The following is a 13,257-nucleotide window of genomic DNA, read 5'->3' on the forward strand; positions in this document are numbered from 1 at the left end:
ACCACCGCACCGGCCGCCGGGCGCGCGCCCGCCGCGCAGTCGGGGCGCCCACACCGACAGCCCAGCCGATCCGCGCCCGCGGCCAGCACCCCCAACGCATCAGCACGGCGCTGCTCACGGCTGCGCGGATCATGCGCACACACCGTGGCCGCCACCGCGTCCAGTCGCTTCTCGAGTGCGCGGGCATCCGGGCTGAACAGGACCCCCTCGATGCGCGCCAGGCCATCGCCCATATCCCCGATCCACACCTCGCGGCCCGCCGCGCGGTCCCGGCGCCGGCGCACCGCATCGGCATCGGCGGCCGCCACCACCTGGTCCACCCGCGCGGCCAACCGGGCCGGGGTCAGCGATGGCCACCGGGCCACCTGCGCGGCCAACTGCCCATCCACGGCCGCCAACACGTCGCGATCGGTGATCAGATCGGTGCGAAACACCAGCGTCTGCACCATCCGGAAATCGATGTCCCCGGCGGCGAACACCGCCGCCACCCGCGGCAACCGCTCGCGCAGCGCCCGCGCATACCGCACCCGACTGGCCGCCAACCCCTGACCGATCCGCAACTCCGCGGCCACCTCCGCGGCCACCGCCGCCTCGGTGTCCACCGCCCACTCCTCAGTCTCGGCGCACCGCGACAACCGATGAGCAAACAACTCCCCGATCGCCGCCAGCTGCCCGGCCACCGCCCGGTTCTCCGCCCGCACACACCCGCCGGCCTCGGCAAGCATCGCCGCCGACTCCTCCGTCCGCGACGGATACCGCCGCTCGAAGTGCTCGTCGAACGCGGCAAGCACCTCCGGCGACGAAACCCTGGATTCGAACATACATTCGATTATCGCAGGGGGGTCCGACAACTTCCCTGCGAACTAGTCGCCATGCCGGACCCAGGCGAAGATGTACAAGCTCATCGCCGTGACGAGCGCGATCAGCACCCATTGGACGATGGCCTGGTCGATCCACGAACCCGGCGGTGGCGCGCCGGGAAGGATGTTGCGCAGCGGGACGATGGCGAACAGGTTCGCGGCATACCAGGTGGCGAACGGCGGCAGGAACTTCCTTCTGCCCAACGCCATCGGAATGGCGACCAGCAGCGCCAGGGTGGGCAGGCTGATGAGGACCAGGCAGATGCCCAGGTCGAAGATCAGCGGGCCCTTGGCCCTCTTCAGGGTGATGACCACGTTCCCGTTGTCGGTGCCGCGCTGCGTCGGGAGCGCACCGGGGTCGTGGACGCGGTTCACGGTGATGTCCCACCCGTCCAACTCCCCGGTCACCTCGACCCGGGCGGGCACCTTTTTCAGGGCGTCGCCCGACCCGACGAACGCGTCGGCGGAGATCGGCTCGGTCCGGTAGGAGTCGAACGGCCAGTTGCCCGGATCGCCGTGCGCTACGACCGTGGTGCTCAGTTGCGCCGGCGCCTTGCCCTTCGGGTAGTGCAGGTCGCCGAGGTCACTCGTGGGGTACAGGCGCACGGCGACGTCGGTGCCCAACACGTCGAATCGGTTGTCGTATGCCGAAATCCCTGGATACACAAGAACATTCACTGCGAGGCGCTTGGCGACCGGCTTCAATTCCTCGACCTGCAGCTGCACGATTGTCGCGTCGCCCCCGCCCTGGCTCAAATCCAGCGGAGGCAGCGGTCCCTCGGACCTCTCCAGCCAGTGAACGCCGAACAAAGACAGCATGTAGGCGGTGACGACCACCGCCAGGACGGCCACGCCGATCACGATGCGCGGCCGCTTCGCCATGTGTTTGCGGGGCGGGGGTGCGGACGGTGTCGGCGCGTCCGATGGGGGCGGCGGTGCCGGTGCCGCGGGAGCCTCGGCGGTCATTGGTAGGCCACCGATGATTCAGGGCTCGTCGAGGGCCACACGTGGTCAGATGCTAGCGAAGTCGCGCACACCGTGCGCGCCGATGGGGGCCCCGTCACTCGCCGTCCATCCGGCGGTAACCCGCTCGTCGTTTCAGCTGTGGGCGGCGGCGCCGGTAGCGGCCGACGTTTGCTGCGCGACGCAGCGGAATCCGATGTGGGTGGTCGCGGTGTCCTGCGACTGCGGTGACCGCGCGGCCGGACGATAGCGGTGGCAATATTCCGGCGCGCACAGGTGCGAACCGCCCTTGAGCGTCTGGTTGACGGCGGGATCCGCCGGCCCCGCAGGGGCACAACACGCTTTCGGCGGCTCGTCGAGCCGGTGGTGCGCGGAGAACCGTGTCGCGGTCCACTCCCAGACGTTGCCGATCATGTCGAGCAGGCCGAATCCGTTGGGGGGAAACGTCCCCACCGGCGATGTACCGACCCAGCCCAGGGCGCCGTCATTGCGGTATGGGAAGCGGCCCTGCCAGGTGTTGGCCATCAGCCGACCGTCGGGGTTCGGTTCGTCGCCCCACGCGTAGGTGCCCGTACTCCCGGCACGGGCCGCATACTCCCACTCGGCCTCGGTCGGCAGCCGCCGGCCGGCCCACCGCGCGTACGCGGCGGCGTCGGGGTAGGCCACCTGCACCACCGGGTGGTCGGCCCGATCGGCGAGGTCGCTGTCCGGCCCGAACGGATGGCTCCAGCTGGCACCCGGTACCCAATGCCACCATTGCCGCCAGTCGCGCAGGTCGACCGGGCCGGGAGTGGGGCGAAAGACCATGGCGCCCGGACGCAGATCGGCCGGGTCGGCCCCCGGGTACAGCGCCGGGTCGATGGGCCGCTCGGCAACCGTCACATAGCCTGTGGCGGAGACGAATTCGGCGAACTGCGCATTGGTCACCGGGTGTCGCTCCACCGCGAAAGCCGGCACGGTGACAGTGTGGATCGGCGCTTCTTCGGGATAGAAGCTGGTGCACCCCATGCGGAACGATCCGCCCGGAAGGTCGACGAGCTCGGTGAGCACCAGTTCAGGGTACGAGCACCTCAGTCGGACTGCCGGTACCACGTGAACATGTACAACGCCATCGCCCCGACAAGCGCGAGCAGCACCCAGATCACCAGCGCCTGATCGATCCACGCCCCGGGTGGTGGCGAACCGGGCAGGAAGTTACGGATCGGTATGACGGCGAACAGCATCGCCGCGAACCATGTCACGAACGGCGGCACGAATTTGCGCCTGCCCAGGGCAATCTGGATGGCCACCGCGAACGCCAAGGTCGGCAGGGCGAAGAGGACCAGGCAGATGCCGAGGTCGAAGATCAGCGGTCCCTTGGCCCGGTGCAGCGTGATCACCACGTTGTCCGGCCGGTCCGATTCCTGGCTGGCTTCGCCGACGCGCTGGACGCTCACGTCCCAGCCGTCCAACGCGCCGGCGACCTCGACCCGGGCGGGAATGTATTGGCGGGCGTCGCCTTGGCCGACGAGGACGTCGGCCGAGAGCGTATCGGTGCGGTATGAATCGAACGGCCAGTTGTTGGGGTCTCCGTGCGCCTCGATCGTGGTGGCAACCTGCGCCGGCGACTTTCCCGCCGGGTATTGCAGGTCGCCCAGGTCGTTGGGCGGATCCATGCGGACCGCGGTGTCGGTCTTCAACACGTCGAGGCGTTTGTCGAACATCGAGTCTTCAGGAATCACAAGCACTTTCACCGTCAGTCGATTGGCGATGGTGTCCAGCTTCTCGAGGCGGACCAACACGACGGTGTCACCGGTTGCGTTCAAGTCCGGTGGCTTGAGTGGGGCCCCGGAACTGGCCAGCAGGTGGAAGCCGAACAGGGACAACCCATAGACCACGACGAAGGCCAGCAGGGCACCGAGACCGATGACGAGGCGCCGCCTGGGCTTGCGCGGCGGCGCCGGGGATGGCGCCGTCGCCGTGGCGGCGGGAGGCGGGGTTGCTGGCGCGGCGGGCTGTTGCTGGGGCGGAGACGCGTGACTGGCCATCATTCTCCTTGGTAGAGACTGATCGATGCGCCGCCCTGAGACGACACGAGAGAGATCGTAGCGAACTTCGCACTGTCCGGCGACAAATCGTATTTATCGACTAGCTCAGGCGGTTTATTCGCTCATCCCGGCGCTAGACCAGCACGCCAGCGAATCCACTTCGGAGTGCTTCGCCGGCACCGGCGGCGTCCGTGTTCAGGCACGGGCCCGGGGTGGCCAGTTCACCTGATGTTTGTTTGCTTGGCGGGCGGGATCGCGGTAAGTCTCGACGTGTGTCGAAACGGGGCGAGTCGCCCCAGTGCTCGCCGTCGCCGCCGGGCCCGAGTCTCCAGGAGCAACAACGTGAAGCGCACCGCACCGGCGGCCGCCATCAGCCTGTTCGCCGCGGCGGCGGTGGCGGTCTCAGCATGCAGCACCGACTCCCATCCGACGCTGGCGTATGCCGCCGGCGCCAAGGTGGAGTGCGGCGGCAAGCAGGCGCTGACGGCCAGCGGCTCGACCGCACAAGCCAACGCGATGACGAAGTTCGTCGCCGCCTACGGGAAGGTGTGCGCCGGGCAGACCCTGAACTACACCGCGAACGGATCGGGCGCCGGAATCAGCGACTTCCTGGCCGGCAGAACGGATTTCGGCGCATCGGACACGCCGCTTTCGGGGGACCAATACGCCGCGGCCAAACAACGCTGCGGCGGCGCCGACGCGTGGAACCTGCCGGTGGTGTTCGGCCCGCTGGCCATTACCTACAACCTCGGCTCGGTCGACTCGCTGGTGCTCGACGCGTCGACGATAGCCAAGATCTTCGACGGCACCATCACGCGCTGGGACGACCCGGCGCTCACCGCGCTCAACGCATCGATGCCTTCCGAAGAGATTCGGGTCATCTACCGCAGCGACGCGTCCGGGACCACCGACAACTTCCAGTCCTACCTGCAGGCCGCGTCCGGCGGGGCCTGGACCAAGGGCACGGGCAAGGCGTTCAACGGAGGCATAGGCACCGGCGCCGCGGGCAACAACGGCACCGCGGCACTGGTGAAATCGACCGAGGGCGCGATCAGTTACAACGAGCTGTCTTTCGCTCTGCAGCAAGGGCTTTACGCCGCCGAGATCAAAACCCCGGCGAGCCGCAGGTCGTTGCGACCGGTGCGGATCGGCACCGACACCGTCGGCAAGACCATCACCGGCGCCAAGATCATCGGCAGCGGCAACGACCTGGTGCTCGACATCTCGTCGTTCTACAACCCCGCCCAGCCCGACGTCTATCCGATCGTCCTGGCCACCTACGAGATCGTCTGCTCCAAGTACCCGGCGCTCGACGTCGCCAAGGCCGTCAAGGCGTTCCTGCAGGCGGCGATCGGACCCGGCCAGGTGGAGCTGGCGAAGAGCGGCTACATCCCGCTGTCGCCCAACTTCCAGGCCAGGGTCTCGAGCGCAGTCGACGCGATCAGTTCGGCGGATTCACCGAATCCCGAGTAGGTGTCAGGCCTTCTTCGGCGGCTTTTTCTCGCGGGATCGCCACCAGGCGACGATGAACAGCGACATCGCCGTAACCAGCCCTATCAACACCCACAGCACGACGGCTTGGTCGATCCAGGAACCCGGCGGTGGGGAGCCGGGCAGGAAGTTGCGCAGCGGGACGACGGCGAACAGCAGTGCCGCGAACCAGGTTCCCAACGGCGGCAGGAAGGTGGTCCGGCCCAACGCCATCGGGATGGCCACCCACAACGCCAGCACCGGAAGGGCGATGAGGACCAGGCAGATGCCGACGTCGAAGATCAGCGCACCCTTGGACCGTTGCAGAGTGATGATCAGGTCGTCCTGCACATCGGGGTTGGCGTCCTCGGGGTCGTGGACGCGGGTGACGGTGGCGTCCCAACCGTCCAACTTTCCGGTCGCCTCGACGCGGGCGGGTGCCTTCTCGCGGCTGGCGCCGGTACCGGTGAACACGTCGGCGGCGATCACCTCGGTCTTGTACGTATCGAACGGCCAGTTGGCGGGGTCGCCGTGCGCCACGATGGTCGTGCTGACCTGGGCCGGTGCTTTACCTACCGGGTATTGCAGGTCGCCGAGGTCGTTGTCGGGATAGAGGCGCACCGCGGCGTCGGTGGTCAGTACCCCGAAGTTCTTGTCCCACAAAGAATCCTTGGGGTAGACCGTCACGTTCACCGTCAGGCGGTTCGCGACGGTGTCCAGCTTCTCCAGGCGTACCTGAACGACGCTGTCTTCAGCCTCCACCTTGCTCAAATCCACCGAGGGAAGCGCTGGCGCCGACTTTGCCAGCAGATGCACGGCAATCAGTGAGAGGGCGTAGATGACGATGAGGGAGGCGACGATTCCAAAAGCGATGGCGATTTGCCGGCCCCGGTGGTTGGCGGGCGCCGGCGGCGCGGGAGGCGCCGGATTCCCGGCGGTCATTGAGGCATCACGGGGCAGATGCTAACAGGGACAACTGCATATTTCAGGGGATAGTGACGGCGAATTGCTGCATTAGCGTCGATTTAGCCGCTTCGAAACCCGGCGCTTTGCCGGGCCCCTCCAGATGGATGGCGACCAGGTACGCCTGAGTGTTGGTCCAGATGTGCGTGATGCGGTCGGCGAACTCGTTTGCTCCGGCCCCTCCGTTGGTACCGCTGAGTAGCTGGCTGCTGTAGCCGCAGAATTGGGCCGCCGTGACGGTGACCTTGGCCCCCGGGTTCGCCGTTCGCAAGTCGGTGGCGTAACGCAGGAACGCGCCCCCGGGATCCAGGTCGGTGCGGGCGATGGTCACCCGCACCGACATGCCGTCGGGACCGGTCGACGTCAACGCCACGTCACCCGTGCCCGGCGTCGCATTCCAGCCGTCGGGCAGCGGGACTGTGAGCACGGGCGCCGCCGGGTCGGCCACGGAGGCCTTGGTCATGGAGCCGCTGGCGGGCGGCGGAAAGCACACCAAGGCATTGGGCGGAATGTGGTCGGGCAGCGTGGTTTCGATGCCGGGTACCGGCTCGGCCGGGTCGGGAGCTCGCGTGGTGGCCGACGTCGACGAGGCGGTGCCACCGACGGCCGTTCCGCCCGTGGTCTTCTCACATCCCGCCGCAGCGAGCGCCAACAGGCACAGCGCCAAGGCTTCAGTCGCGCGAAAAGGCAAGCGCAATTTCGGCTTCCACGTCCATATAGGGCCGCCCGGACAGGTCGACGGTAACTCGGGAGATGGTGCCACCGGTGAACGAGAACGGCGCTTTGTAGCGGCTGCATACTCCGGAGCCGCCGTTGCGGCCGACGGTGATCCCGGCGCCCGCGATCCCGAACGTTCCCGGATGCGTCTGCACGTCCGCGAGCGTGCCGACCACTTCGTCGTCGATGAACAACGTGACGTCGCCGAGCGGCGTGTGGCTGTCCGGCACGGTTCCGGTCCGCGCATAATTCACGCCGAGCAGATGCCTGCCGAGCGGCACCGCGCCCGATGAGGAGACCGCCTGCTGGCGTTCACCCAGGAAGTTGTAGACGTAATGCAGGCGCCCGTCCTGGATGAACAGCACGTGCCCGCCGTGGGCACCGCCCTGCTTGAACAGCACCCCTTCCGCGCCGGTGGTGTCGACGCTCACCTCGGCCACCACCGCGAACGACCTGCCGCGGATTTCGGCGCCGGCGCCGATGCTCACGTCCGCGCAGTCGGGGTAGTAGACATAGCTGGATCGGTCACCGACGAGGTAGGGGCGGAACCGCGTCATCGTCTCCAGGATGTTCAGGTCCGAGAGCGGCAACCCGTTGTATTTGGCGGCTTCGGAGAACCACAGCGCCTTGAGTTCTTCTAGCTTGTCCGGCTGCTCGGCGGCCAGGTCGTGACACTGACTGCGGTCGGCCTCGATGTGGAACAGCTCCCAGCGGTCGGCGTCGAAGTGCGACCAGCCGGCCGGCGTGGCCGCGTGCACGGTGTTGGCGAACCACCCCTGATGCCATATCCCGCGAGTGCCGAGCATCGAGTAGAACTGGGTCTGCTTTCCGGTGTCGGCGTTCGAATCAGCAAGGGCCGCTTTAAAACTCACGCCATCCAGGGGCTTCTGCACGATGCCCCGGACAGTTTCGGGGGGCGTCATGCCCAGCAGGTCATAGACCGTGGGCGTGATGTCGCAGACGTTGACGTAGTTGTCTCGGATCTCCCCGTGTGCGGCAACACCATTGGGCCACGAGATGATCGCCGTGTCGGCGATGCCGCCCTCGTGCGACGCGTACCGCTTGTAAAGCTTGTACGGGGTGTTGAACGCCATCGCCCAGCCGATCGGGTAATGGTTGTAGGTCTCCGGGCCGCCGAGGTGGTCGAACAACTTCATGCTCTCTTCGACCGTGTCGATGTAGCCGTTGAAGAACTTGCCCTCGTTGACCGATCCGTTCGGGCCGCCCTCCCCGCTGGCGCCGTTGTCGGAGATCACCACGATGAGGGTGTTGTCCAGTTGACCGGATTCCTCCAAATAGTCCAGGATCCGGCCGATTTGGGCGTCGGTGTAGCTGAGGAAGCCGGCGAACACCTCGGCCATCCGGGAGAACAGCTTCTTCTCATCGGCGTTCAGCGAGTCCCAGGGGCGGACCGTGTCCTGCAGCGGCCAGGGCTCGCCCTGCGGCCCCTTGACGTCGGAGTACGGGTTGACCGGAGAGAGTTCGGTGTCGGGCGGCACGATGCCCATCGACTTCTGGTTTTCCAGCACGATCTCGCGGTAGGCCTCGTAGCCCATGTCGAAGCGGCCGGCGTAGCGGTCCGCCCATTCGGAGAAGACGTGGTGCGGCGCGTGCCCGGCGCCCGGGCACACGTAGCTGAACCACGGCTTGTCCGGCGCGATCACCTTGGCGTCGCGGATGAATTCGATGGTCTTGTCGGCGATGTCCTTCGACAGGTGATAGCCGTCTTCGGGTGTGCCCGGCGGGTTGACCGGATGGTTGTCGTACACCAGGTCGGGATACCACTGGTCGGTCTCGCCGCCCAGAAAGCCGTAGAACCGCTCGAAGCCGCGCGAGGTCGGCCAATGTCGTTTGGTGGACGCCAGATTGGACTCTTCGAGCGGCGTCAGGTGCCACTTGCCGATGCAGTACGTGTTGTAGCCGCGCTCGGTGAGCACTTCGGAGAGCAGCGCGGTATCGAACGGGATCCGGCCGTTGGCATTCGGGAACGCGTCGGTGAACTCCTCGATGGTGGCCATGCCGACCGTGGTGGCGTTGCGGCCGGTCAGCAGCGAGGCCCGGGTCGGCGAGCACAGCGCGGTGGTGTGGAATTGCGACAGTCGGACACCACGCTCGGCGATGCGGGTCATGGCGGGCATCTCGACCAGACCGCCGAAACAGTCCCAGGTCGCGATGCCGGTGTCGTCCCACACCAGGTACAGGATGTTCGGCGAGTTCTCCGGCGCGGTCGGCGCGGCGTAGGGGCCCCAGTCCGGCTCGGAGTCCCGGATATCCAGCTCGATCTTGCCTTGGAAGGCCGGCGAGTCAGTCGACATGCGCCGAGAGTAACGCGGCCGCGAAATTTCCGATCGCTTTTCGCCGACCGCCGCCCCCGCAAAGCAAAACGCCCGGGACCACCAGGACCCGGGCGTTTCGATGTCGCTTCGCGGCTACTTGGCCTTCTCGAGAATTTCGACGAGCCGCCACCGTTTGGTCGCCGACGTCGGACGCGTCTCCATCAGCGAGACGCGGTCGCCGATGCCTGCGGTGCTGTTCTCGTCGTGCGCCTTCACCTTCTTGGTGGTGCGGATGATCTTGCCGTACAGCGGGTGCCGCACGCGATCCTCCAGCTCGACCACGATGGTCTTCTGCATCTTGTCGCTCACCACGTAACCGATGCGGACCTTGCGCCGGCCACGGACCTTCGGGTTGGCCGGAGTGTGCTTGGGGCCCTTCTCTTTCGAGGGCGTGTCCGTTGCGGCCGCCTTCGGGGCCGCCTTCTTCGCTTCTGCCATCACGATTCCTTACCGTCGGGCCCGGAAGCCAGGCCCAGTTCTCGTTCGCGCAGCACGGTGTACACGCGCGCGATCTCCTGCCGCACCGCGCGCAGCCGGCGGTTGTTGGACAGCTGCCCCGTCGCCATCTGGAAACGCAGGTTGAACAGCTCCTCTTTGGATTCGCGCAGACGCTCGGTCAGCTCCTCGTCGGTGAGCTCACGCAGTTCGCCAGGCGAAATTCCCACTGCCATCAGAACTGATCCTCTCGGGTCACGATGCGTGCCTTGATCGGCAGCTTGTGGATTGCACGGGTGAGTGCCGCCCGGGCCACCTGCTCGTTGGGGTAGCTCAGCTCGAACAGCACGCGGCCGGGCTTGACGTTGACCACCCACCATTCCGGCGAACCCTTACCTGAACCCATCCGGGTTTCGGCGGGCTTCTTGGTCAGCGGGCGGTCCGGGAAGACGTTGATCCACACCTTGCCGCCACGCTTGATGTGGCGGTTGATCGCGATACGCGCGGACTCGATCTGCCGGTTGGTGACGTAGGCGTGCTCGAGGGCCTGGATGCCGTAGTCACCGAAGTTCACCGCCGTGCCGCCGCTGGCGATGCCGCGCTGGCGGGGGTGGTGCTGCTTGCGGTGTTTAACCCTGCGGGGAATCAACATGATTCAGCTCTCCGTGCTCTGCGGTTCTGCGGCGGGCGCGGGCTCGGCCGCTGCGGCCGCGGTGCTTTCTTCGGCGCCCGCGGCGGCCCGGCCGGCCTCGGTGCTGGTCGCCGTGGTGCCCGACGCACCGCTGCGGCGGGGACGCGTGCCCGACGGACGCTCGCGACGGGGACGGTCGGCGCCCGCCGGGGCGGCGACTGCGAGTTCGCGTTTCCCACCGACGATGTCGCCCTTGTAGATCCACACCTTCACACCGATCCGGCCGAAGGTGGTCTTGGCCTCGTACAGGCCGTAGTCGATGTCGGCGCGCAGCGTGTGCAGCGGCACCCGACCCTCGCGGTAGAACTCCGAACGGCTCATCTCCGCACCGCCCAGACGACCCGAGCACTGCACCCGAATGCCCTTGACGTTGGGCTGACGCATCGCCGACTGGATGGCCTTACGCATCGCGCGGCGGAACGCCACCCGGTTGCTCAGCTGCTCGGCGACGCCCTGCGCCACCAATTGCGCCTGGGACTCGGGGTTGCGGACCTCGAGGATGTTGAGCTGAACCTGCTTGCCGGTCAGCTTCTCCAGGTCCGCGCGGATGCGGTCGGCCTCGGTGCCGCGGCGGCCGATGACGATGCCGGGGCGCGCGGTGTGGATGTCGACGCGCACCCGGTCGCGGGTGCGCTCGATCTCCACGTCGGCGATGCCGGCGCGCTCCAGTCCGGTGGACAGCAGCTTGCGGATCGCGACGTCTTCCTTGACGTAGTCCGCGTACTGCTTGTCGGCGTACCAGCGGGACTTCCAGTCCGTGGTGATACCCAGCCGGAAGCCGTGCGGATTGATCTTCTGGCCCACTAGTCTGAGCCTCCCTTCGCCTCAGAAGTCTCAGACGTAGTTTTCTTCGCCGGAGCGGACTTCGCCGCGGCCTTCTTGGCGGGCGCCTTCTTGGCGGGCGCCTTGGTGGCGGCCTTCTTCGCGGGCGCCTTCGCGGCGGCCTTGCTGGCCTCGGCGCGGCGGGCCCTCGTCGACTTCGCCGAACGCTGGTCCTTTGCCGGCCGGCTCTCCACCACGACCGTGATGTGGCTGGTGCGCTTGCGGATCCGGAACGCGCGCCCCTGGGCGCGCGGGCGAATCCGCTTGGCGGTCGGACCCTCGTCGGCGTACACCGTGGCGACCACCAGGGTGGCCGGGTCCAGGCCGTTGTTGTTCTGCGCGTTCGCCGCGGCGCTAGCGATCACCTTCGCCACCGGCTCGCTGGCCGCCTGGGGCGCCCAGCGCAGAATGTCGAGCGCGTCGGCCACCGAGCGGCCACGCACCAGGTCGATCACCCGGCGGGCCTTCGTCGGTGAGACCCGCACGAACCGCGCCTTGGCGACCGCCGACGGGAATTCAGTTGTGGTCATCGCCGTTTGGCCTTCCGGTCGTCCTTGATGTGTCCCTTGAAGGTTCGCGTCGGCGCGAATTCACCAAGCTTGTGACCGACCATCGACTCGGTGACGAACACCGGGACGTGCTTGCGTCCGTCGTGGACGGCGAAGGTGTGACCGATGAAGTCCGGAATGATCGTCGAACGCCGAGACCAGGTCTTGATGACCTGCTTGGTGTTCTTCTCGTTCTGGACGTCCACCTTCTTGAGGAGGTGGTCGTCGACGAACGGGCCCTTCTTCAGGCTGCGTGGCATGGTTGGCTACTCCTCGAGTTCCTAGCGACCGTGCTTCTTGCCGGTGCGCCGGCGCCGGACGATGAGTTTGTTGCTGGCCTTGTTCGGGTGGCGGGTGCGGCCCTCCGGCTTGCCCCACGGGCTCACCGGGTGGCGACCACCGGAGGTCTTACCCTCACCACCACCGTGCGGGTGGTCCACCGGGTTCATGACCACACCACGGACCGAAGGGCGCTTGCCCTTCCACCGCATCCGGCCGGCCTTGCCCCAGTTGATGTTTGCCTGTTCGGCGTTGCCGACCTCGCCGACCGTGGCGCGGCAGCGCACGTCGACACGGCGGATTTCACCGCTGGGCATACGCAGCGACGCGTAGGTGCCCTCTTTACCGAGCAGCTGGATGCTCGAGCCGGCGGACCGCGCCAGCTTGGCGCCACCGCCGGGCCGCAGTTCCACGGCGTGGATCACGGTACCGGCGGGGATGTTGCGAAGCGGCAGGTTGTTGCCGGGCTTGATGTCGGCGTTCGCGCCCGACTCCACCACGTCGCCCTGCGAAAGGCCTTGCGGCGCGATGATGTAACGCTTCTCGCCATCCAGGAAGTGCAGCAGCGCGATGTTGGCGGTCCGGTTCGGGTCGTACTCGATGTGCGCGACCTTGGCGTTGACGCCGTCCTTGTCGTTGCGGCGGAAGTCGATCACCCGGTAGGCCCGCTTGTGGCCGCCACCCTTGTGGCGGGTGGTGATGCGGCCGTGTGCGTTACGGCCACCGTGGCCGTGCAGCGGGCGCACCAACGACTTCTCCGGCTCCGACCGGGTGACCTCGGCGAAGTCGGACACGCTGGAGCCGCGGCGGCCGGGGCTCGTCGGCTTGTACTTACGAATTGCCATGTCTAATCAGGTCTTTCTCTCGCGCGCGGCTAGGCCGGGGCCCCGAACAGGTCGATGGGCTTGCTACCGGGCGCCAGCGTGACGATGGCGCGCTTGGTGCCCTTGCGCTTGCCGTACCCGGTCCTGGTGCGCTTGCGCTTACCCTGCCGGTTCGCGGTGTTCACCGATGCGACCTTGACGGAGAAGATCTTCTCGATGGCGATCTTGATCTGCGTCTTGTTCGAATCGGGGTGCACCACAAAGGTGTACACGTTCTCATCCAGGAGGCCGTAGGACTTTTCCGAGATGACCGGGGCCAGGA

The 13,257-nt window shown here is 67.1% G+C and carries 16 protein-coding genes; 1 reads left to right on the forward strand and 15 read right to left on the reverse strand.

The features are described 5' to 3' along the window. From A5697_RS16165 to A5697_RS16180, 4 genes are all read right to left on the reverse strand, one after another. The coding region (locus tag A5697_RS16165) for a DUF222 domain-containing protein (protein WP_156673326.1) at positions 1 to 821 on the reverse strand (821 nt) is incomplete at its 3' end. Positions 822 to 863: 42 nt separating this feature from the next. Continuing rightward, positions 864 to 1,742, reverse strand: coding sequence for a DUF4436 domain-containing protein (locus tag A5697_RS16170; protein ID WP_068011387.1), 879 nt, complete (start codon positions 1,740 to 1,742; stop codon positions 864 to 866). 216 nt (positions 1,743 to 1,958) lie between these two features. Then, positions 1,959 to 2,873: a formylglycine-generating enzyme family protein gene (locus tag A5697_RS16175; RefSeq protein ID WP_068011388.1), complete on the reverse strand. Its 915-nt coding sequence runs from the start codon at positions 2,871 to 2,873 to the stop codon at positions 1,959 to 1,961. A 20-nt stretch (positions 2,874 to 2,893) separates the two neighbouring features. After that, positions 2,894 to 3,850, reverse strand: coding sequence for a DUF4436 domain-containing protein (locus tag A5697_RS16180; RefSeq protein WP_068011390.1), 957 nt, complete (start codon positions 3,848 to 3,850; stop codon positions 2,894 to 2,896). A 342-nt stretch (positions 3,851 to 4,192) separates the two neighbouring features. Here A5697_RS16180 and pstS point away from each other — a divergent pair, with 342 nt between their 5' ends. Continuing rightward, complete coding sequence (gene pstS, locus A5697_RS16185; RefSeq protein ID WP_068011389.1) at positions 4,193 to 5,323, forward strand: phosphate ABC transporter substrate-binding protein PstS; 1,131 nt, start codon at positions 4,193 to 4,195, stop codon at positions 5,321 to 5,323. A gap of 3 nt (positions 5,324 to 5,326) precedes the next feature. Here pstS and A5697_RS16190 read toward each other — a convergent pair whose 3' ends face one another. The 11 genes from A5697_RS16190 to rplW all read right to left on the reverse strand — a co-directional run bounded on the left by A5697_RS16190 (position 5,327) and on the right by rplW (position 13,255). Beyond that, entirely contained in the window at positions 5,327 to 6,262 is a 936-nt protein-coding gene (locus A5697_RS16190) for a DUF4436 domain-containing protein (protein WP_067947202.1), read from the reverse strand. Positions 6,263 to 6,305: 43 nt separating this feature from the next. Further along, entirely contained in the window at positions 6,306 to 6,950 is a 645-nt protein-coding gene (locus A5697_RS28095) for a hypothetical protein (protein WP_197501028.1), read from the reverse strand. 4 nt (positions 6,951 to 6,954) lie between these two features. Further along, entirely contained in the window at positions 6,955 to 9,315 is a 2,361-nt protein-coding gene (locus A5697_RS16200; protein WP_067947200.1) for an arylsulfatase, read from the reverse strand. 114 nt (positions 9,316 to 9,429) lie between these two features. Beyond that, positions 9,430 to 9,774, reverse strand: a complete 345-nt coding sequence (rpsQ, locus tag A5697_RS16205) for a 30S ribosomal protein S17 (RefSeq protein WP_067947198.1) — start codon at positions 9,772 to 9,774, stop codon at positions 9,430 to 9,432. Further along, positions 9,774 to 10,007 (reverse strand): 50S ribosomal protein L29, encoded by a 234-nt coding sequence (gene rpmC / locus A5697_RS16210; protein WP_066951916.1) that lies wholly within the window; start codon positions 10,005 to 10,007, stop codon positions 9,774 to 9,776. Before rpmC ends, rpsQ begins: the two co-directional genes overlap by 1 nt. Beyond that, positions 10,007 to 10,423 (reverse strand): 50S ribosomal protein L16, encoded by a 417-nt coding sequence (gene rplP / locus A5697_RS16215; RefSeq protein WP_007167840.1) that lies wholly within the window; start codon positions 10,421 to 10,423, stop codon positions 10,007 to 10,009. The genes rpmC and rplP overlap by 1 nt, the downstream gene beginning before the upstream one ends. A 3-nt stretch (positions 10,424 to 10,426) precedes the next feature. Further along, positions 10,427 to 11,266, reverse strand: coding sequence for a 30S ribosomal protein S3 (gene rpsC, locus A5697_RS16220; RefSeq protein WP_067947196.1), 840 nt, complete (start codon positions 11,264 to 11,266; stop codon positions 10,427 to 10,429). After that, on the reverse strand, positions 11,266 to 11,814 hold the full coding sequence (gene rplV, locus A5697_RS16225) for a 50S ribosomal protein L22 (RefSeq protein WP_067947194.1): 549 nt from the start codon (positions 11,812 to 11,814) through the stop codon (positions 11,266 to 11,268). The genes rpsC and rplV overlap by 1 nt, the downstream gene beginning before the upstream one ends. Beyond that, complete coding sequence (rpsS, locus tag A5697_RS16230) at positions 11,811 to 12,092, reverse strand: 30S ribosomal protein S19 (protein ID WP_006245110.1); 282 nt, start codon at positions 12,090 to 12,092, stop codon at positions 11,811 to 11,813. Before rpsS ends, rplV begins: the two co-directional genes overlap by 4 nt. Positions 12,093 to 12,113: 21 nt before the next feature. Beyond that, positions 12,114 to 12,956 (reverse strand): 50S ribosomal protein L2, encoded by an 843-nt coding sequence (gene rplB / locus A5697_RS16235; RefSeq protein WP_067739765.1) that lies wholly within the window; start codon positions 12,954 to 12,956, stop codon positions 12,114 to 12,116. A gap of 29 nt (positions 12,957 to 12,985) precedes the next feature. After that, positions 12,986 to 13,255: a 50S ribosomal protein L23 gene (rplW, locus tag A5697_RS16240; protein ID WP_082975731.1), complete on the reverse strand. Its 270-nt coding sequence runs from the start codon at positions 13,253 to 13,255 to the stop codon at positions 12,986 to 12,988. Between the last annotated feature and the right edge of the window lie 2 nt (positions 13,256 to 13,257).

This window comes from Mycobacterium sp. E3251, assembly GCF_001666835.1.
Classification (GTDB): Bacteria; Actinomycetota; Actinomycetes; order Mycobacteriales; family Mycobacteriaceae; genus Mycobacterium.

Coding starts and splice junctions, on each gene's coding strand:
- rpsS (WP_006245110.1), bottom strand. CDS start 12,092: ATGCCACGCAGCCTGAAGAAGGGCCCGTTCGTCGACGACCACCTCCTC.
- A5697_RS16180 (WP_068011390.1), bottom strand. CDS start 3,850: ATGGCCAGTCACGCGTCTCCGCCCCAGCAACAGCCCGCCGCGCCAGCA.
- A5697_RS16200 (WP_067947200.1), bottom strand. CDS start 9,315: ATGTCGACTGACTCGCCGGCCTTCCAAGGCAAGATCGAGCTGGATATC.
- rplP (WP_007167840.1), bottom strand. CDS start 10,423: ATGTTGATTCCCCGCAGGGTTAAACACCGCAAGCAGCACCACCCCCGC.
- A5697_RS16190 (WP_067947202.1), bottom strand. CDS start 6,262: ATGACCGCCGGGAATCCGGCGCCTCCCGCGCCGCCGGCGCCCGCCAAC.
- rplB (WP_067739765.1), bottom strand. CDS start 12,956: ATGGCAATTCGTAAGTACAAGCCGACGAGCCCCGGCCGCCGCGGCTCC.
- rplV (WP_067947194.1), bottom strand. CDS start 11,814: ATGACCACAACTGAATTCCCGTCGGCGGTCGCCAAGGCGCGGTTCGTG.
- A5697_RS16170 (WP_068011387.1), bottom strand. CDS start 1,742: ATGGCGAAGCGGCCGCGCATCGTGATCGGCGTGGCCGTCCTGGCGGTG.
- rpmC (WP_066951916.1), bottom strand. CDS start 10,007: ATGGCAGTGGGAATTTCGCCTGGCGAACTGCGTGAGCTCACCGACGAG.
- rpsQ (WP_067947198.1), bottom strand. CDS start 9,774: ATGGCAGAAGCGAAGAAGGCGGCCCCGAAGGCGGCCGCAACGGACACG.